Genomic DNA, 19,535 nt, shown 5'->3' on the forward strand with positions numbered 1-19,535 from the left:
GTTTCACCCTCTTTTTTATAAAAATAATTATGTATCAGAGATAGAGTGATACCTCGCTTTATTGCAATTAGAAACTATCTTTTGTAGAATAGTAACGTTCGAGTATTTGTTACTTAATAGAAAATTAAGAAATAAATAATATCGCAGTCAGCTAGTAAAAATATGGTAAAATGGCAGTTGATTGTAATTAACAGAAATCGCTTGGAGGAACACAAATGTTTAAAGATCTGTTTTTATTTATGAAAGATATCTATCAGAACAGAAAATTATTGATTCAGTTTTCATTAAATGACTTTAAATCACGTTATGCTGGTTCTTTTTTAGGAATCATGTGGGCATTTATCAACCCAATATTTACTGTGTTGATTTACTGGTTAGTCTTTGGCTTCGGCTTGAAAGCTGCGATGACTGATGGTAAGTATCCATTCATTGTTTATCTGATTACAGGGATGGTTCCCTGGTTCTTCTTCTCAGATGCATTTACCTCAACGACGTTAGTCTTTCGAGAGTACACGTATTTAGTCAAGAAGGTCGTTTTCAACATTCGTATCTTACCAAGTACGAAAATTTTATCTAATTTATACACCCATCTCTTTTTTATCGTGATTGGTTTAGTTGTGACGATTGGACATGGAATCTTTCCAACTGTGATGACGCTACAATTGATTTACTATCTGTTTTGCATGTGTGCATTTTTAACAGGTATCACTTGGTTGACAGCATCTATCCAACCGTTTTTACCAGATATCGTCCAATTCATTACGATTTTGTTGCAATTGATTATGTGGACATTACCAATTCTTTGGAGTCCAAGTCAATTTAACCCGACAATTGTTCAAATTTTGAAATTAAACCCACTTTATTATATCGTTCAAGGCTATCGTGAATCTTTCTTGAGTCAAGCCTGGTTCTTTGAACATGGCATGTATACTTTATACTTTTGGGTAGTTACATTAGCATTCTTTGTGGTTGGTTCAGCAGTGTTCCGTAGATTGAAACCACATTTTTCAGATGTACTGTAAGGAGAATAGAAATGACAGAATATGCGATTAAATTAGAAAACATCACCAAATCATATAATATGTACGCAAAGCCGAGTGATCGTTTTCGTGAGGCACTGAATCCTTTCAAAAAATCTTATCATGACGTCTTTTATGCATTGAAAAACGTTAATATTGAAATTAAAAAAGGCGAGATGATTGGTTTTGTTGGTGAAAATGGTTCAGGTAAATCGACGATGCTCAAAATCATTACCGGTGTTTTGACACCTTCCTCTGGTACAATGGAAATCGATGGGAAAATTTCAGCATTGCTTGAGCTAGGTTCTGGATTCAACCCAGAATATTCTGGCTATGAAAATATCTTTTTAAATGGGATGGTGTTGGGCTTTTCACGAGAAGAAATTGAAGGCATGGTCGATGATATCATTGATTTTGCTGATATTGGGGATCATATTTATCAACCAGTAAAAACTTATTCAAGCGGGATGTTTGTCCGTTTGGCATTTGCGGTAGCAATCAATGTTAACCCTGATATTTTGATCGTTGATGAAGCCTTAGCAGTTGGCGACTTAGAGTTTCAACTGAAATGTATGGAAAAATTTACTGAAATCAAAAATTCTGGAAAAACGATTTTATTCGTTTCTCACGATATTAGCTCAATTCGTCGTTTTTGTGATCGTAGTTATTGGTTGAAAAACGGTGAAGTCGTAGAGTATGGGGACACGATGGACGTTACGACAAATTATGAAAACTTCTTGAAGAAAAAATCAGTAAAAACAGTTGACCGTAATAAGAGTCAAGTTGAACGTCACGCTGCACCAGACATCGTGGATGTGCTAAGCGCTGAGTTGCTTGATAAAGAGAAGAAACCAGTGGATATGATTGAACAAGGTGAGACACTCTTCGTAAAAGTTACCTACAATGTAAAAGATGATTCAATCAAAAAGCCAGTTTTAGGGATTGCGTTACGAACAGTCGATAATTTTTATGTTTGTGGTCTGAACACATTATTGGATGATATAACGATTCCTTGGAAAAAAGGAAAAAATGTTTTTTACCTTGAATATGAAAAGCTGGGCTTGTTAGCTGGTGAATATTATTTTGATGTGGCGATTTTTGAAGAAAATGCTACAGTTCCGTTAGTTTATAAGACGAAGTATATGAACTTATTTGTTAGCGGTTCTTATATCGGCGAAGGTATTGTCATCTTGGATCACAAATGGGAAGAAGGTAGTCAAAAAGATGAAATATGATTTTGAAATGGATTTAGATGAGCAAAGTAGTGTGGGAAAGATTGCAGCTCAAATTAAGCCAGGTAGCAAAGTATTAGAATTTGGCCCAGGAAATGGCCGATTGACAAAACATTTGATTGGTGCGAAGCAATGTGAAGTTAGCATTGTGGAACTCGATAAAGAACTATTCGATTTCGTAAGTGAATTTGCTCAGGATGGTTTCTATGGAGACATCGAAAGCTTTGAATGGGCGAACTATTTTGAAGGTCAAGCATTTGATTATATTTTGTTTGCAGATGTTTTGGAGCATTTGGTTGACCCGGGTGCAACTTTAAAAAAAGTCAGTGAATTTTTGAGTGAAGATGGAGAAATTTTAATTACGTTTCCTAACTTAGCACATAATTCAGTAATGATCGATTTGTTTAATAATCAACTTCCGTGGACTTCTTATGGGTTGTTAGATGAAACACATAATTCGTTTTATACGCATGATGGTTTTCAGAAAGTGTTTGAAAAAGCTGGTTTAATGATCAACATCGAAGACTATCTATACTTGGCGGTAGAGGACACTGAACTTTCTTCCCGCTATGAAGATTTGCCAGAAGCGGTTCGTTATGATTTCAAAATGCGTCCATTTGGAGAAGTTTATCAATACTTCTTTTCGTTGAAAAAACAGGCAGTACCTGAAATTGCACAGCCACAAAATTCAAATTACGTGAAAGTCTTTGACTTGATCCAACAAACGGTTGAAGGAGAAACTAGTCAACAGATTCCCATTAACAACTACACGGGCGAAAATCAACATTTGACATTTCCAATTGCTGAAAACGTCGAAACGGTGCTATTCCGTTTTGAAAAACAGCCAAGTTTTATTGAATTCACTGCCGAGGTTGTGGGAGAAAAAATTGATTTTATTCGGTCAAATGCCGCATTAAAAACAGATACGGATTGCTATCTGTTTGACGGTAAAAGCATACCAGAATTGGCAGTAAAAAATGTTGCTGGTCAGGAATTAACGGTAAATATCCACTATCGTTTTATTGGAGAGCTTACCCAAACTTTCTCAGAAGTGTTGGAAACTGTTCAACCAATGATGGCTGTTCAACAAGAATTGTCAGGAAAAATAACTGATTTAGAAAAGGATAACTATCAAATCAGAGAAGAAAATGCTAAGCTTGATCGTTACTTGCAAACTACGACCACGCGTTATTGTTCACTTTTAGATAGCGATGAATGGACAATTAAATCAAAGAAAATACGTCGAGCAAAAGAAACACCGAAAAAAATTCAAGCAAAAGAGTTAGCATTATGTATTGATGAAAAACATTGGGATGAAGAAACGAAAGTTTTAACAATTACTGGTTGGGGAATCTCACAAGTAGATCGAAATGCATTATCTTATCACTTATCTGTAGATCAATCACCGTTTTTCGATGCTAAACCGATTTATCGCAAAGAAGTGAATGAGGCTGAAAATCTTGCGGAAAATGTCTCTGCTGGGTTCGAATTACAAATTCTTTGTGAACAAGAACGTACATTTTTAATTGAAGTAATAGCAGAAAATGGTCAAACTTGGATTATTGAAATGTAATTCATTGGACCTACTTGATAAAGGAGTAACTGGACAGTGACAAAGAAAGAAATTGCTGTATTTATTGATACGATCACTCGGGAACGAGCTACTGGAGACTTGCTTATTGTTGGCTGGGCAATTGATGAAGTAACCAAAGAAATCCCCTCAGTCAAGGTAGAAAAGAACCAAGTTTCGATTGAAACAACCCCTGTAGTACGTTTAGACATTAACCATTTATATGAACTCGATGTCAAAACACAAAGTGGATTTAAAATTCGACTATCTGGAAAATTAAAAGGAAGAGCTATTTTAGATTTTCAAACGACTGCTCACCAAAATGGCATCGCAGTGAAGTTAAACGGGCACTATCCTTTTGATGATGGTTTTGAGACCTCTTGGCAAAAACAAAAACGTTTGCTTAAAAAAGGGATCAATTACACAAGAACACATGGTTTAAAAAAAGCCATCCGTCGCGTTAAGCTAGAATTAAAACCTGGTTCAGTTGATTATGCTGAATGGATTACTCGTCACGAAAAAGTAGATTTAGCAGGACAACGCAAAGCTGCTACTGACTTAGAATATCGTCCGTTGATTTCGATTGCTATGCCTGTTTACAATGTTGAAATCAAATGGTTAGAAAAATGTATCGATTCCGTCCTAGGACAAACTTATGAAAACTGGGAGCTGTGCATTAGTGATGACGCTTCAACAGATCCGGCTATTCGTAAATGTCTGGAAGCTTATCAAGCAAAAGACGAGCGAATAAAAGTCGTCTTTCGACAAGAAAATGGCCATATCAGCTTAGCCACTAATTCTGCTTTAGAATTAGCATCTGGGGAATTCTTAGCTTTGTTGGATAATGATGATGAATTGCCGCCTTCAGCACTTTACGAAGTAGCCAAGGTGTTGAATGAACGACCTGAGCTTGATCTGATTTATAGTGATGAAGATAAAATCGATTCTGATGGCAATCGTTTTGATCCTCATTTTAAAGCTGATTGGTCACCAGATACACTGATGGGAAACAATTATATCTCTCATCTAGGTGTTTATCGCACAAGTATCGTGAAAGAATTAGGTGGCTTTCGTAAAGGGTATGAAGGCTCACAAGATTATGATCTTGTTTTACGCGTGACAGAAAAAATCCCAGCAGATCACATTTATCATATTGATAAAATTCTTTATCATTGGCGAACAATTCCCGGTTCTACAGCAAGCAATGGCGAAGCGAAAAGTTATATTTATGATTCTGGTGTAAAGGCTCTGACCGATGCACTGAATCGTCGGGGAATCAAAGGACATGTGCGCCCAGGAAGAATCTCAGGTTTTTATGAAATCATGTATGACGTAATTGATGAAGACTTAGTGAGTGTAATTATTCCGACTAAAAATGGTTATGAAGATTTAAAAGTTTGTGTTGATTCCATTATTGAGAAGACAACGTATCCCAACTATGAAATTATTATTGCTGATAATGGCAGCACAGATCCAAAAATGCAAGAATTATTTGCAGACTATAAAGAACGCTTAAACGATCGATTCATCGTTGAGTTAATTGATATTCCTTTTAATTACTCACGAATTAATAATCTGGCGGCTGAAAAAGCTAGTGGAAAGTATTTCTTGTTTTTGAATAATGATACTGAAGTTATTGCGCCAGATTGGATGACGACAATGGTTTCTTACGCACAATTTGATCGAATTGGCTGTGTTGGAGCAAAATTGTATTATCCAGATGAAACAACACAACATGCTGGTGTCCTCGTCGGCATTGGTGGTGTGGCAGGTCATGCATTGAATAATTATGATAAAACACACTGTGGCTATTTTGGCCGCTTAGTGATTGATGTTGATTATCTAGCAGTTACTGCGGCTTGTATGATGGTTAAAGCGACTGATTTTCATGCCGTTTCAGGATTTGATGAAACATTAGAAGTTGCGTTTAATGATGTCGATTTATGCTTGAAAGTCTATGAATTAGGACGTAATAACGTGTATGCACATCAAGTAGAACTTTATCATTTTGAATCGAAATCTAGAGGATACGAAGATACACCGGAAAAACAAAAACGGTTTGCTGGTGAAATCAAAAAAATGCAAGATAAATGGCCAACTTACATTGCCCATGACCCTTTTTATAATGATAATTTGACTAAAGAAGGTATTGGTGATTTTTCTTTAAGACCAGATTAAATTAAAAGTGATCAAAGTATTGAAATGGAATACTTTGATCACTTTTTGTTATTTATCATGTCTATAAAAATAAAAACATTGAATATAGATTTTAGAAATAAAAATAAGAATATAAAGTAGAATAATTTATTGTCTAGAATATTTTAATTTCTTTTACATTTTGGTTACTCGCTAGGCTTTTAAGCCTTGCTATGGTAAGATGATAAAGGCATTATTCTGAGGTTAGGAGTGTATATATGAATAAAAATGGGGAGTGGAGCGCCGCTCGCAGAATATTTATTATTTTGATGGATGTTATTGTTTATAACGTTGCAATTTATTTAAGCTTTTTATTGAAGTTTCAAGGAGAAATACCGATGCGTAACTTTGAAACCTTTGAAAATTCAGCAATTTTTATTTCGATCATCTTTATCGTTCTTAATATTTTATTAGGAGCCTATGTCTTTTATAATCGAATGATCAGTGACATTATTTTTGTGACAGTTATTGGTCAAGTATTGATGACTTTTGGGATTATGATTGTCACTTTTGCTGGACGCTGGTTTGCTTTTCCACGTCTAGTCATCTTACTTTCTTTTATAATCGGAACCATTTTAATCAGTATGTATCGTATTTTTATTTATAAGCTTTATCTAAAATTCAGCAATGATAAAAAGGTGATCATTGTTGGTTTAGAAAAAGATGTTGCACCAGCTATCCAAAATTTTCAATCAAAGAAAAATAATAAACATAAAGTCGAAGCAGTTATTGTAGATCATTTCTATGAACATGCGAAACAACTGATTGATGAAATTGATATTGTGTACTTGGCTTCCGAAATTGATGAACAAGAAAAAATTAAAATCTACCAATTAGTGACAAAAAAAGAGAAAAAATTATTTTTAAATACAACATTTGAAAATTTGATCATGATCAATCCAAATATCATGAATTTTGAGGATGAAAGCATTATTGAATCGTCTGGTTTTAGAATCCCTTCAGAAGATGAACTTTTCAAACGATTATTTGATATTGTTGTTTCACTGGTTTTATTGATTTTAGCGTCACCATTTATGTTATTAACAGCGATTTTGGTAAAAGTGACTTCACCAGGTCCTGTTATCTATAAACAAGTACGTATCACAAAAAATCAAAAAGAATTTTCAATTTATAAGTTCCGCTCAATGAGTGTGACTGCTGAATCCAAATCGGGTCCAGTCCTTGCTAAAAGCAATGATGCACGTGTAACTCCAGTTGGTAAATTCATTCGTGCCGTAAGATTTGATGAGTTACCACAAATCTTTAATGTTTTAAAAGGAGATATGTCAATTGTGGGACCACGCCCAGAACGACCATTCTTTGTTGATCAATTTAATGAAGAAAATCCTTATTATTATTTACGTCATAATGTTCGCGCTGGTATCACTGGTTATGCGCAGGTCTATGGTAAGTATGTTTCTGACTACAATAGTAAGTTACGATTTGATTTGTTATATATCAAAAAGTACTCATTATTGTTGGATTTGAAAATCTTATTACAAACAATTAAAATCTTATTCGATAAAATGTCTTCTCAAGGTGTGGATGAAGAAGCTGTTTGTTCTTTAGCAGAACTGCATTTTCCAGAAGATAAGATTTATGGATAAAAGGTGAAAGGTGTAGGAAAGATGAAGACTCCTAAGTTTAGTATTATCATACCTGTTTATAATGCTGAAAAAACCATTTCTCATACCATTTCTTTATTGATGGAACTGGAATTTAACGATTATGAAGTGATTATTGTTAACGATGGATCAACAGACGCTACTGAACAAGTGATTAGCGAGCTAGTTCAAGGCAATGATTATTTTCATTTTATTACGACTGAAAATCAAGGTCCTGGAGCTGCTCGCAATGAAGGCCTTGTATATGCTCGCGGAGAATATGTTCTATTTTTTGATGCAGATGATACACCTAAAAAAGATGTACTAAAAAACTATGAACAAATACTTTCTACTCATCCAGCAACTGATTTGATTATCAGCTCATTTGTTTTTCGAACACTGAATGGAACTGAAATTATTTCTGAAAAAGAATACCTAGTTTCTGATTTTGTTTATCAAGATAATCAATGCTTTTTAAATGATATGTATGAATTGATGAGTAAGCAGTTGATGTATGTCGTTTGGAACAAATGTTATAAACGAGAGATACTAGAACAACATCAAATTCGTTTTAAAAATTATAGTAGTTGTGAAGATCGGATATTTAATTTGGATTATTATCAATATTGTCAACAAGTGGTTATGAATTCTTCGCTTGTATATACGTATGATTTTGAAGGTGGTAAGGGAATCACTAATCAGTATAAAGAAAATAAATTCGCAACATTCAAAGAATTTTATGAATTAACTAATTTTATTACCAAGAATCAAGATAAATCTGGAATGGCTGCTTTGTTGCTAAAAGGTGCAACATCGGTCATCTTCTCGATTTATGAAACTGAAACCTTAACAAAAAAGGAAAAGAAACAAGAAGCAGTTGAAATCTTGCATGATCCAGTGATCATTGAAGCGAAAGCAATTGCTTTGACAGATTCCACAGCAAAAAAGGTTACTAAATTTTTATATAATATGCCAATAACGCTTTTTTTATTGACTATAAAAATAGGTGCCTTTGTTGAAGTAAAACTACCTGGGTTGATGTCATTTTTGAAGAGGGTCTATTAAGAAGTTAAAAGATATTTTCTTAAGAAAATATCTTTTTTTATTGCTTTTAGAATGGTAGTTAGAAGAGTAATTGAAAAATGACCATCTTTATGAGAAAATGTACAAGATTAATAAAAATATTAACGGGGCGTAAATATGTATAGTAAGGACCAAAAATTAAAAAAAATTCAAAAAGTAAATCTTGAGATGGCACAATATTTTGTTAACTTTTGTAAGAAACACGATTTATTGTGTTATTTTTGTGGAGGAGGAGCAATCGGTGCTATACGACATCAGGGGTTTATTCCTTGGGATGATGATCTTGATTTTTTTATGCCACGAGAAGATTATCAAAAGCTTGGGGAATTGTGGGGAACGGATATACATCAGGATAAATACATTCTTTTAAAACCAAGTCGAGATAATAATGATCGTAATTCTTTTACAACAATTAGAAACGTACAAACCACATTTATAAAAACTTACCAAGCTGATTTGGATATTCCTCATGGAATTCAATTAGATATATTTCCACTTGACGTGGCACCAGATTCAGTAACAGATAGAAAAAAACAAAAAATGTGGGCATTGATTTATTCGCTTTATCGTAGTCAACAGGTTCCTAAAAATCATGGAAAAGTTTTAGAGTTGACTGGCAGGGTGTTATTGGGTATTTTTCCTAGAAAAATTAAATATACTATTTGGTCATATGCGGAAAAACAAATGACTAAGTATAACCAAAAACCAACTAAAAATATAACAGAGCTATGTGTGGGCCCCAAATATATGGGCAATGTTTATCCTGTTAAAGACTTTGCCTCAGCAATTTGGGTCCCTTTTGAAAATACGGAGATGCCTATTCCTGTTGGCTACGATGATTATTTACGAAAAGCGTTTGGTGATTATTTGAAGTTACCATCAAAGGAAAATCAAATTGCGCATCATGAAGCAATTTTTATAGATCCTGAAAATTCTTATACTAAATACAAAGGGATATATTTTAACTAAAGGAGAAGAAAAAAATGATTACAGCAATTATTATTGCCGGCGGAGTCGGTAAACGAATGGGACAAGATATCCCGAAACAATTTATAAATATTGAAGGTAAGCCAATCATTATTTATACACTTGAATCTTTTCAGAAGCATCCACAAATCAATCGCATTTTAGTAGTTTGTAAATCAGGATGGGAAGAAACGATGTGGGCTTATATTAAAGAATTTAATATAAGTAAAGTTCAATGGGTAATAACAGGTGGTTCAAAAGGACAAGAATCAATTAACAATGGTGTGCAGTTTTTGAAAGATTATTCTGATGAAGATGATACGATCATTATTCACGATGGTATCCGTCCACTGGTTGATGAACTTGTTTTATCTGATGTCATTGTGAAATGTAAGGAATATGGAAACGGCGTGACTTCATTACCATACAATGAACAAATTTTTATTAAAAAAACTGAGGACACAACGGTTGAATATGTGGACCGTAATACATTACGAAGAGTATCAACTCCACAAGCTTATCAATATGGTAAACTGCTAGCAGCTTATAATCGTGCAGTAGAAGAAAATATTGGAATGTCTGATTCCTCATACACAAATACAATGATGGTTGATCTTGGTGAAACATTGTATTTTGCAGCTGGTTCTGATAAAAATATCAAGCTAACAACAACCGATGACTTGGAGTTATTTAAGGCTTATTTAAAAATGAAGGATTAGGAGAGAGTATGATGACATTAGTTGAACAGCCTATGTATCAAGTTGATTTGGCCAAGGTAGTTGACAATTTACCTGAATTGAAAAAACTGGATGGTCAATCAATTTTAATGATTGGCGCTTCTGGAATGATTGGTTCATTTTTAATTGATACTCTGATGTTGGCAAACCAGCAATTAGGATTGAAAATCAAAATATGTGCAATGGGAAGAAATCGTAAAAAACTTGAGACTCGCTTTTCAATGTATCTGGATTCATCATTTTTTGAGATTGTGGAAGGTGACGTAACGGAACCTTTACCAGAAGATCTTGTGGTTGATTATATGATTCATGGGGCAAGTAATACGCATCCAAAGGCATATGCAACAGATCCAATTGGGACAATCATGACGAATCTGGCTGGAACAGATCAGGTGTTAAAGCATGCAGCAGCAACCAATGTTAAAAGAACACTCTTTTTGTCGACGGTTGAAATTTATGGTGAAAATCGTGGAGACGTTGAAAAATTTAATGAAGAATATTGTGGCTATATTGATTGCAATACATTACGCGCTGGCTATCCAGAAGGGAAACGAGTGAGCGAGTCACTTTGCCAAGCATATATTACAAAATACGACTTAGACATTGTCATTCCACGCTTATGTCGAACATTTGGTCCAACTATGTTGGCTTCTGACACAAAAGCTTCTTCTCAATTCATTCTAAATGCAGTGAATCATGAAGATATTGTATTAAAAAGTGAAGGAAATCAATATTTTTCATATGTGTATGTAGCAGATGCGGTTTCTGCAATTTTATATTTACTGTTACATGGTGAAAGTGGCCAAGCTTATAATGTTTCAAGTGAGAAATTTGATTTGTATTTGAAAGACTTAGCCAAAAAAATAGCAAATATCAGTGGGAAAACGGTTATTTTTGAACTACCAGACGAAGTTGAAAGCAAAGGCTTTTCGAAAGCAAATACAGCTATTTTGGATAATACGAAAATAAAAAACGTGGGCTGGATGCCCTTATTTGATTTAGAAGAGTCATTGGAACATACCGTTGAAATAATTAAGGGTGAAAAATAAATGTGTGAAATTAGTATTATTATGACGATATTTAATGCAGAAAAATATCTAGAAAGGGCTATTTCATCAGTGTTAATGCAAACATTTAAAGACTTTGAATTAATTCTGATAAATGATGGCTCAACTGACAGATCTGGCGAAATTTGCACAGCATACGCCGCAAAGGATTCTAGAATAAAGGCTATCCATCAAAAAAATATGGGGGTTAGCTCAGCGAGAAATGCTGGTATAGAAAATGCACAAGGCGAGTATATAGGATTTGTGGATAGTGATGACTATATTGAGGATGATATGTATGAGTTGCTACACTATAATTTAAAAAAAGAAGATGCGGATATTTCAATATGTGGTATTTATGATGTTTACGAAGGAAAAAAACCACAAGCAAAACCAGAAGGATATTATGTTTTAACCAGAGACGAAGCTGTAAAAATGATACTGGAAGCTAAGATTATTTCTGTTCATCCAATTAATAAGTTGTACAAAAGAAAACTATTTGAAAATGTCACATATCCCGAGGGAAAGATAACTGAGGATGGTGCAGTTATGTTTTTGTTATTAGAAAATGTTACAAAAGTGGTTGCGGATATGAAGCCAAAATATTATTATTACCATCGATCGAACAGTATTACAACGTCACCTTACTCTGAGAAAGACCTAGATACGATTGAAGCTTGGGTAGAAAATGAAAAATATATAAATAAGAATTATCCAAGCTATTCTTCAATTGCACATACAAGGGTCTGCTGGGCATATTTTGTTGTATTAGATAAAATAATGGCAAGTGGAAAAGAAGTTCCTAAATCAGTGCAAAATGAAATTAGTTGTTTTTTGAAAAATAACTTTTTATTTATTCTGAAAAATGAATACTTTACTAAAGCAAGAAAAATATCGATGATTGCTTTAATGATTCACCCTAATGTTTATCGCTATTTATCTTTATTAGAATCAAGAGTAAAAAAAACAAAAAATGATTAAAGATACGGAGTCAGAGTAAAAATGATATTGAATAATGTTAATAAAGTGCTTGATAAAGTAGAAATACCTTTTATTTTGTTCTGGGAGTTTATGCTGATTATTAGAATGGTCAGTTTGTATAGCGTAATACCCTCCGTTTTTGATAGCCTAATTTTTGGAATAATAGCTATTGTTGGTGGTTGCCTATTAGCTAGAAATGGAATTTTATGGATTTTAAAAAAGAAAAAATTAGATTTATTACTGATAATTTTTACATTGGCAATGATTATTTCATCTTTAGTAAGTAGAACTGGTTTATTGTCTAATATAAAAATAATTTTTTGGCAGATGCTATTTTTCTTTGTCGTATATGAGATGAGTAACAAGAAAAATACTAAGTTATTTGAGTGGTTTGAAAAATTATTAGTTGGTCTGTGGTTCTTGTTAGTTACAATTTCATTGGGAATGTTCTTGGTGAAATTTAGTTATACGATGCCACTGGATAAATTGTATTATGGTGTTCGTCTAGGATTTGTTGAAAATCGATTGTATGGTGTATTTGTGGATCCAAACTATGCTGCCACAATCTCAATGATTAGTTTGTTATTCTCAATTCATTTATATTTCCAAACAAATAATAAAATATTTAAATCTTTCTTGATTATTAGCTCATTATTCCAATACTTTTTTATTGTTTTATCAGGATCAAGAACTGCACAAATCGAATTATTCACTGTAATAGTGATTAGTGGTTTCTTTTTGACCTTTTACTTTAGAAAAAGTAATTCACTATTAAAAAGGACGATTCATTCTACAATTATGGCGTTTGTTTTATTCTTAATTAGCATGTTTTTATTTGTCGGTACACAAAAAACATCTGTCATATTAATCAATTCAATAGATCAACACACAATAATTAAAAAACACTCAAAGACTGAAAAAGCACTCAGCTTACAAAGAAAAGATGTTGGGGAAGATGCAGATATTTCAAACAGTAGATTTAAGTTGTGGAATAGTGCATTTGAAATATTTGAAAGTAAGAAATTGCTAGGAACATCACCCAAAAATATGTTTAGCTATGCAAAGGAAAATTTGCCTCAGACTTGGATTGCCCAGAAAGAACAGACACCACATAACTTTTTCTTTTATCTTTTAGCTACTACTGGTTTGTTGGGGACAATACCATTCACTTTATTTTTAGTGATAAAAATTGTTCAAACATTAATTAATTTGTGGAAGATGAAAATTAAACACTATACCAGATATCTTTACTGGACGAATATTGCATTAGTTGTGTTAATTTCAGCATGTTTAATCACAGATATAGTTTTGGTTAATAAATTAGGTGCAATGGTCTTTTTCTTATATTTAGGAAGGCTAACTTACAATAATCTGGAAAATCAAGAAATGAGTGAATCTGTAAATGAAAAAATTAACTAATAAAGATATCCAGGACATAAGTGTAGATATACTAGTTTACATTGATGAACTATGCAGAAAAAATAACATTGAGTATTCAATTTTTTACGGAAGTTTAATTGGGGTTGAACGACATAAAGGATATATTCCCTGGGATGATGATTTAGATATTGTACTAACCAGACCCAATTATGAAAAATTATTGACATTATTAAGAAAACAAGAAAAATATATTTTGTTAAGCCCAGAAGATACGAAGAACTACCGATACGCATTTGCTAAATTAGTAGACAGAAATACAAAGGCCATTAGTAAACAATATTACAATAGTGAAGATGAACAATTAGGCGTATATGTAGATATTTTTCCTATTGATGGGTTTCCAACAGATTTGGAAGAACGTAAAGAATTTGGTGATTTGTGTGAACTTTATCGAGCAAATATGGTTTTTTCTTTGAACAATTCTTATGCTATCTCAAGGTCTTGGATAAAGGCGAAAATGAAAAGAGTTTTATATTATCCCAAATATCGTAAACTTTTAAAACAAGGTGACTTTGATTATTGGCAAAAGAAATATGAAGAATTGGTAATTAAATATCCAATTAAAGATGCAGAGTACTGTGGATATATGGAATTTATCAATATCTATTGGGGTGTATTTCCAACATCTTGGTTTAAAGAATATGAGGACGTTGAATTTGAAGGACACACTTTTAGAGCAATCAAAGAAAGAGATAAGTTTTTAAGACTTAGATATGACGACTATATGATGCTTCCACCTGAGGAAGAAAGAGTGACACATCATCCATATGACTTCTACTTTAGAGATTAAGAAATGTGAAAAAGAGGTTCTATTTATATGCAGAATAATTTGACTACTGCTGTGGTTATGGCAACTTATAATGGTGAAAAGTATATAGTTGAACAGTTAGACTCATTGAAAAATCAGGAGCGAAAAATTGATGAAGTAATTATCTTTGACGATCGCTCTTCTGACAATACAGCAACTATCATTGAAGACTATATAAATAAAAATAATTTAGTAAATTGGCATCTTAAAGTTAACACTGTGAATAAAGGATGGAGAGAAAACTTCATGAGTCTCCTCTCTGAAGCTAGTAGTGATATTATTTTTACAAGTGACCAGGATGATATCTGGTTACCTAATAAAATAAAAGCTATGACAGATGAATTTGAAAAAAATGCCGATATTTCTGTGTTGGTTTCTGATTATGATGAACTGATTGAGAATACTGGAAGTTCAGCAAAGTTAAGAAAAATTGAGACAGTTGAAGGAACTAACAGAGTTAAGTTTATCAAAGAAAATGTGCTCTTGAAAAGGCCAGGATGTGTATTTGGAATTCGTAAGACTTTTGTTCCAGTAGTACAAGATTATTATAAACTAGCAGAAAAATCGGCTCATGATGTCGCAATGTGGGCTGCTGGTCTGCTTTACGATGAGTTATATTATTTACCTTTGCCAACAATTATGTTTAGACGTCATGCGAATAGCTCGTTTCAGAAAGAAGTTTCCAGTGCTAAACAACAGACTGGAATATACGATGCAAGAATAAATACGTTAAAAAGATTTAATGTTCGGATTGATTCTGCATTAAATTTTATGCGACAAAATGAAGAGATAAAACAGGTTGAATCAAAAGAAAAAATTTATCGCGAGATGGAAGCTGCCAATGAGTTTAGAATTAATATTTTAAGCAGCAAAAAGATCAATAAAATCATTATTAATACGTTTAATTATCCGGGCATCTTTAACTACTTTGCAGATTTATATCATGTCTTTAAAGTAAAAAATTTAAGGAGTAAAGCCAGTGAATGAAAAAGCAAAATCCGTGATAAAAAATTTATATTATACAGTGGCAGCTAATTTTGCTACTTTGGGAATTTCGGTTTTACTGAACTTATTTGTCCCCAAATTATTGGGTGTTACTGAATATAGTTATTGGCAGCTTTATATATTTTATTCTTCATACGTAGGATTTTTACATTTTGGATGGATTGACGGAATTTATTTGAAAATTGGTGGTGAGGAATACTCAGACTTAGACAAAAGAAATCTAGGTTCTCAGTTTTGGTACTTAGCTACTTTTGAGATTATCATGTCTTTTGCTGTCATACTTTGGGCAATTTTTATGATGCCTGCAAGTACAAAATCTACAATATTAATTTTGACAGCTGTGGTTTCCTTTATCACTATTATGAAAACTTTTATTCTCTATATATTCCAATCAACAAATAGAATAAAAGAGTATGCACAATTATCAAGAAACGATAGATATCTTTATGTCCTTTTTATTACGATTTACTTTTCTATGGGTGGACGCAATTTTATTTGGTTGATAATCATGGATATTTTATCCAAATTAATTGTTACAATCTGGGGAATGACTAGAGTAAAAGATATGTTAAGTATAAAAGTAATCCGCCTTAATGATCTATTCTTAGAAATATTTGATAATATTAATATTGGTAGTAAATTAATGTTATCCAGTATAGCTAGTATGTTGATCACAGGAACTATTCGCTTTTTTGTAGAGAAAAAATGGACAATTGAAGTATTCGGTAAATTATCTTTTACTTTAAGTATTTCTAATATGTTTTTGACATTTGTTAATGCAGTTGGAATTGTTATGTTTCCCTTGCTTAGAAGAACAAATCAGCAAAAGCTTCCTAGTCTTTTTGTTACGCTAAGAGGTCTATTTGTTCCATTAACATATGGTGTTTTGCTATTTTATGTCCCTGCAAAATATATATTAGGTGCTTGGCTACCAGAGTACAATGAAAGTTTGAAATTCATGGGTATTCTTTTCCCAATTATTATCTATGAAGGAAGAATGTCATTACTTATCAATACGTATCTTAAGACGTTACGAAAAGAAAAAACAATTCTATTAGTGAACGTTTTGACTTTAGTAATGACATTACTAGTGTCTTTATTGGTAATTTTTGTGATAGGCGACTTAACGCTTGCAGTAGGATTGATATTATTTAGTTTGGCTTTCCGTTGCAATTTAGCAGAATTCTTCTTATGTCGATCAATGAATATCCCCGTTGGATACAGTTTGGTACTTGAGACGACAGTTACAATATTGTTTATTATCAGCAATCAGCTTTTTGGTGGTAATTTTGTAAGCATGCTAGCATATTTAGTTGTTTATCTGATTTATTTCTTATTTGTTCATCGTTCATTTATCAGAAGCTTTAAAGAATTCAAAGCGTTGCTAATAGGAAACTAATGACAAAAAAACAGAATGTGGCTGTGTTAGACTGTAGACAAAGAAAAAAATCTTTGTTCTACAGTTTTTTTGTTATAATTATCATTGCTTTAATTTAAAACAAATGAAAAAAAAATTTATATTTAAAAAATGTTATAACTATAGTTTCTCATTTTTTAATGTTAAACTTAACGTGGATAATCAAAGGATCATTTAATTGAGGTGAAAAAGTGGACAACATATTAATCACTGGCGGAGCCGGATTTATTGGTTCTACGCTAGCAAATTATTTAAGTAAAGAAAATAAAATCATTGTTGTAGATGATTTATCCATGGGAAAACAAGAAAATTTGATTTCATCAAACAATATTAAGTTCGTAGAAGGCGATGTAGCAGATAAAGTGTTAATGGAACAGTTGCTTTCTGAATATTCATTTGCTTATATTTTTCATTTAGCTGCGGTTGCAAGTGTGGCTGATTCTGTGGAACGTCCTGTTGCAACACATCGTGTGAATTTTGAAAGTGTACTGATATTATTGGAATTGATTCGTCAGTATCAGCCTAATCTAAAACGTTTAGTCTTCAGTTCTTCGGCTGCTGTGTATGGAGATGAATTGACTTTGCCAAAACAAGAAGAGTCAGTGATTCGTCCGTTGACACCTTATGCCGTAGATAAATTTGCTGCGGAACAGTATGCTTTGGATTACTACCATTTGTACGATATACCAACTAGTGCGGTTCGTTTCTTCAATGTTTTTGGGCCAAATCAAAACCCTAACTCACCCTATAGCGGGGTTATCTCGATTTTAATCGATCGCTACAAGAAACAGTTAGCGGGCGAACCAGCTGTTTTCACTTTGTTCGGTGATGGGAGCCAATCAAGGGACTTCGTTTATATTGAAGACGTGATTCAAGCGTTGTTGCTGGTGGCAACGAAAGACGAAGCCTTAGGAAAACAGTTTAATGTAGGAACAGGTAATAGTACAACATTACTTGAACTTATTCAGGCAATTGACAAGATTTTGAATGTGAAGTTAGCGCTAAAATTTGAAGAAGAGCGTTCAGGTGATATTCATGATTCATTGGCAGATATTTCAAAAATCAAAATGTTAGGTTATCAACCAAAGTTTGATATTTTGGATGGTATGCAACGTTACATTGAAAGTGAGTTTACTGAATAAAGCTTTTATATTCTAAAAAAATAGCAAAGTGGTATTTTTATTTACCACTTTGCTATTTTTTTGTAGTTAAAATTATGAAGGAAGTTTTTTTCCTGTCAGCATTTCATAAAGTTGATTTCTAATAGCGACTGCACCGGGTTTTATTTTTGTGTCAGATTGGATATTACTTTGCATAACAATAGCGTTTTTTGTATCTTTTGTCATTGCAACAACAGAGTGAAACCGATTGATGTTTCCTTGTGCTAGAATGTAATCTTCTCCACTGTAAACACCACCACTATAGGGATTCTTTAACTGATTGTTTTGCCAAAGTGAAAAGAGTAGTTTTTTTGAAATAAGTTCTCCAGACAGCACCTTCGTGAAAAAGGCTGCTAGATCATACGTATTCATACTGATATTTCCTGTTCCTAGTTCATTATGAATCGCAGTTTCATTTTCATCTAATGCTTTCCAGTAGTCATCATCAGCTGTCATTTGATAAGATTTAGCGTGCTGAGGAGAATTTTTGACATTTTCATAAAAATCAGTATGGTGTAATTGTAGAGGCTGAATTAATGATTCCGATAACAATTCTTCATAACTTTTGTTCGTTAACTGCATTAGAATTCCTGCCAATAAAGTAAAGTTTAGTGGTTCATAATGGTAGGTTTGATAATCAGTCCATTTTAAATGCTCTACGGTGAATTGAACGATGTCACGATCATTCAGTGGGAGAGAAGGCTGTTCGGTTTTATGCAGACCAGATCGCATCACCAACAAGTCATGAATCGTGATTGTTTGACTACCTGGAATCTGTGGATAAAAGGTAGCTAGAGGTGTGGTAAAACTAATTTTTTTCTGTTCGATTTGCTTTAGGATGAGCAGAGCAGTCATCGCTTTTTGGATTGAACCAATCTGATAGTCAAGGGATAAAGAATTTAATTGATTTGTTTCTTTGTTTGCATAACCATAAGTTTTTTCTAAGATAATTCGATTATTTTTTCGAACGTAGATTGTGCCAATGTAATCCGACTTTTTTAAGAATTGATCCATTTGTGTTACTGTTTTTTCTTCGGAATCGGTCAATTTTACGACAGTTGTTGGCTCTGAATCCGTAACTGGCTTGATTGTGTCAGAAAGTAGGAGCAGATACCAACTTGTGGCTACGCCTAATCCCAGAAGAAGAGTTAAGATAGAAAGAAGAATTGTTTTCTTCCTAGCTTGCTTTTTTTGATGTTTTATAGTGTGCATAGGATTATCCTTTCTGATATTTTTAAAACACTTTTATTTTAATACGTGAGTAAAGGAGA

15 protein-coding genes and 1 pseudogene are annotated in these 19,535 nt (G+C 33.1%); 15 read left to right on the forward strand and 1 reads right to left on the reverse strand.

What is annotated here, in order from left to right:
• Positions 1-215 precede the first annotated feature (215 nt).
• From DOK81_RS05125 to DOK81_RS05195, 15 genes and pseudogenes are all read left to right on the forward strand, one after another.
• Positions 216-1,022, forward strand: coding sequence for an ABC transporter permease (locus DOK81_RS05125; RefSeq protein WP_206899868.1), 807 nt, complete (start codon positions 216-218; stop codon positions 1,020-1,022).
• Between the two features lie 11 nt (positions 1,023-1,033).
• The gene (locus DOK81_RS05130; RefSeq protein ID WP_206909059.1) at positions 1,034-2,254 is read left to right on the forward strand and encodes an ABC transporter ATP-binding protein; all 1,221 of its coding nucleotides are present in this window, start codon (positions 1,034-1,036) and stop codon (positions 2,252-2,254) included.
• The gene (locus tag DOK81_RS05135) at positions 2,244-3,824 is read left to right on the forward strand and encodes a class I SAM-dependent methyltransferase (RefSeq protein WP_206909061.1); all 1,581 of its coding nucleotides are present in this window, start codon (positions 2,244-2,246) and stop codon (positions 3,822-3,824) included. The genes DOK81_RS05130 and DOK81_RS05135 overlap by 11 nt, the downstream gene beginning before the upstream one ends.
• 36 nt (positions 3,825-3,860) lie before the next feature.
• A complete protein-coding gene (locus DOK81_RS05140) occupies positions 3,861-5,999 on the forward strand; it encodes a glycosyltransferase family 2 protein (RefSeq protein ID WP_206909062.1) in 2,139 nt (712 codons plus the stop codon).
• A gap of 236 nt (positions 6,000-6,235) precedes the next feature.
• Positions 6,236-7,624 (forward strand): sugar transferase, encoded by a 1,389-nt coding sequence (locus DOK81_RS05145; RefSeq protein WP_206909065.1) that lies wholly within the window; start codon positions 6,236-6,238, stop codon positions 7,622-7,624.
• A gap of 21 nt (positions 7,625-7,645) precedes the next feature.
• Entirely contained in the window at positions 7,646-8,686 is a 1,041-nt protein-coding gene (locus DOK81_RS05150) for a glycosyltransferase family A protein (protein ID WP_206909066.1), read from the forward strand.
• A 135-nt stretch (positions 8,687-8,821) separates the two neighbouring features.
• Positions 8,822-9,725 (forward strand): annotated as a pseudogene (locus DOK81_RS05155) (LicD family protein).
• Positions 9,688-10,389 (forward strand): IspD/TarI family cytidylyltransferase, encoded by a 702-nt coding sequence (locus tag DOK81_RS05160; RefSeq protein WP_206909068.1) that lies wholly within the window; start codon positions 9,688-9,690, stop codon positions 10,387-10,389. The pseudogene DOK81_RS05155 and the gene DOK81_RS05160 overlap by 38 nt, the downstream one beginning before the upstream one ends.
• Before the next feature lie 8 nt (positions 10,390-10,397).
• The gene (locus DOK81_RS05165) at positions 10,398-11,456 is read left to right on the forward strand and encodes an NAD-dependent epimerase/dehydratase family protein (protein ID WP_206909069.1); all 1,059 of its coding nucleotides are present in this window, start codon (positions 10,398-10,400) and stop codon (positions 11,454-11,456) included.
• The gene (locus tag DOK81_RS05170) at positions 11,457-12,434 is read left to right on the forward strand and encodes a glycosyltransferase family 2 protein (RefSeq protein ID WP_206909070.1); all 978 of its coding nucleotides are present in this window, start codon (positions 11,457-11,459) and stop codon (positions 12,432-12,434) included.
• A gap of 21 nt (positions 12,435-12,455) precedes the next feature.
• Positions 12,456-13,853: an O-antigen ligase family protein gene (locus DOK81_RS05175; RefSeq protein ID WP_206909071.1), complete on the forward strand. Its 1,398-nt coding sequence runs from the start codon at positions 12,456-12,458 to the stop codon at positions 13,851-13,853.
• Positions 13,837-14,664, forward strand: a complete 828-nt coding sequence (locus DOK81_RS05180) for a LicD family protein (protein ID WP_206909072.1) — start codon at positions 13,837-13,839, stop codon at positions 14,662-14,664. Before DOK81_RS05175 ends, DOK81_RS05180 begins: the two co-directional genes overlap by 17 nt.
• Positions 14,665-14,691: 27 nt before the next feature.
• Positions 14,692-15,669, forward strand: a complete 978-nt coding sequence (locus DOK81_RS05185) for a glycosyltransferase (RefSeq protein ID WP_206909073.1) — start codon at positions 14,692-14,694, stop codon at positions 15,667-15,669.
• Positions 15,662-17,086, forward strand: a complete 1,425-nt coding sequence (locus DOK81_RS05190; RefSeq protein WP_206909074.1) for a hypothetical protein — start codon at positions 15,662-15,664, stop codon at positions 17,084-17,086. Before DOK81_RS05185 ends, DOK81_RS05190 begins: the two co-directional genes overlap by 8 nt.
• A gap of 209 nt (positions 17,087-17,295) precedes the next feature.
• On the forward strand, positions 17,296-18,246 hold the full coding sequence (locus tag DOK81_RS05195; RefSeq protein ID WP_206909076.1) for an NAD-dependent epimerase/dehydratase family protein: 951 nt from the start codon (positions 17,296-17,298) through the stop codon (positions 18,244-18,246).
• 72 nt (positions 18,247-18,318) lie between these two features.
• Here DOK81_RS05195 and DOK81_RS05200 read toward each other — a convergent pair whose 3' ends face one another.
• Positions 18,319-19,476 (reverse strand): serine hydrolase domain-containing protein, encoded by a 1,158-nt coding sequence (locus tag DOK81_RS05200; protein ID WP_206909077.1) that lies wholly within the window; start codon positions 19,474-19,476, stop codon positions 18,319-18,321.
• Positions 19,477-19,535 lie beyond the last annotated feature (59 nt).

Origin of the sequence: Enterococcus sp. DIV0660C, from assembly GCF_017316125.1 — a bacterium.
Taxonomy (GTDB): domain Bacteria; phylum Bacillota; class Bacilli; order Lactobacillales; family Enterococcaceae; genus Enterococcus_B.

Excerpts from the sequence above, each read along its gene's own strand:
- DOK81_RS05125 (WP_206899868.1), top strand. The coding sequence starts at position 216 with ATGTTTAAAGATCTGTTTTTATTTATGAAAGATATCTATCAGAACAGA.
- DOK81_RS05130 (WP_206909059.1), top strand. The coding sequence starts at position 1,034 with ATGACAGAATATGCGATTAAATTAGAAAACATCACCAAATCATATAAT.
- DOK81_RS05135 (WP_206909061.1), top strand. The coding sequence starts at position 2,244 with ATGAAATATGATTTTGAAATGGATTTAGATGAGCAAAGTAGTGTGGGA.
- DOK81_RS05145 (WP_206909065.1), top strand. The coding sequence starts at position 6,236 with ATGAATAAAAATGGGGAGTGGAGCGCCGCTCGCAGAATATTTATTATT.
- DOK81_RS05150 (WP_206909066.1), top strand. The coding sequence starts at position 7,646 with ATGAAGACTCCTAAGTTTAGTATTATCATACCTGTTTATAATGCTGAA.
- DOK81_RS05160 (WP_206909068.1), top strand. The coding sequence starts at position 9,688 with ATGATTACAGCAATTATTATTGCCGGCGGAGTCGGTAAACGAATGGGA.
- DOK81_RS05165 (WP_206909069.1), top strand. The coding sequence starts at position 10,398 with ATGATGACATTAGTTGAACAGCCTATGTATCAAGTTGATTTGGCCAAG.
- DOK81_RS05170 (WP_206909070.1), top strand. The coding sequence starts at position 11,457 with ATGTGTGAAATTAGTATTATTATGACGATATTTAATGCAGAAAAATAT.
- DOK81_RS05175 (WP_206909071.1), top strand. The coding sequence starts at position 12,456 with ATGATATTGAATAATGTTAATAAAGTGCTTGATAAAGTAGAAATACCT.
- DOK81_RS05180 (WP_206909072.1), top strand. The coding sequence starts at position 13,837 with ATGAAAAAATTAACTAATAAAGATATCCAGGACATAAGTGTAGATATA.
- DOK81_RS05185 (WP_206909073.1), top strand. The coding sequence starts at position 14,692 with ATGCAGAATAATTTGACTACTGCTGTGGTTATGGCAACTTATAATGGT.
- DOK81_RS05200 (WP_206909077.1), bottom strand. The coding sequence starts at position 19,476 with ATGCACACTATAAAACATCAAAAAAAGCAAGCTAGGAAGAAAACAATT.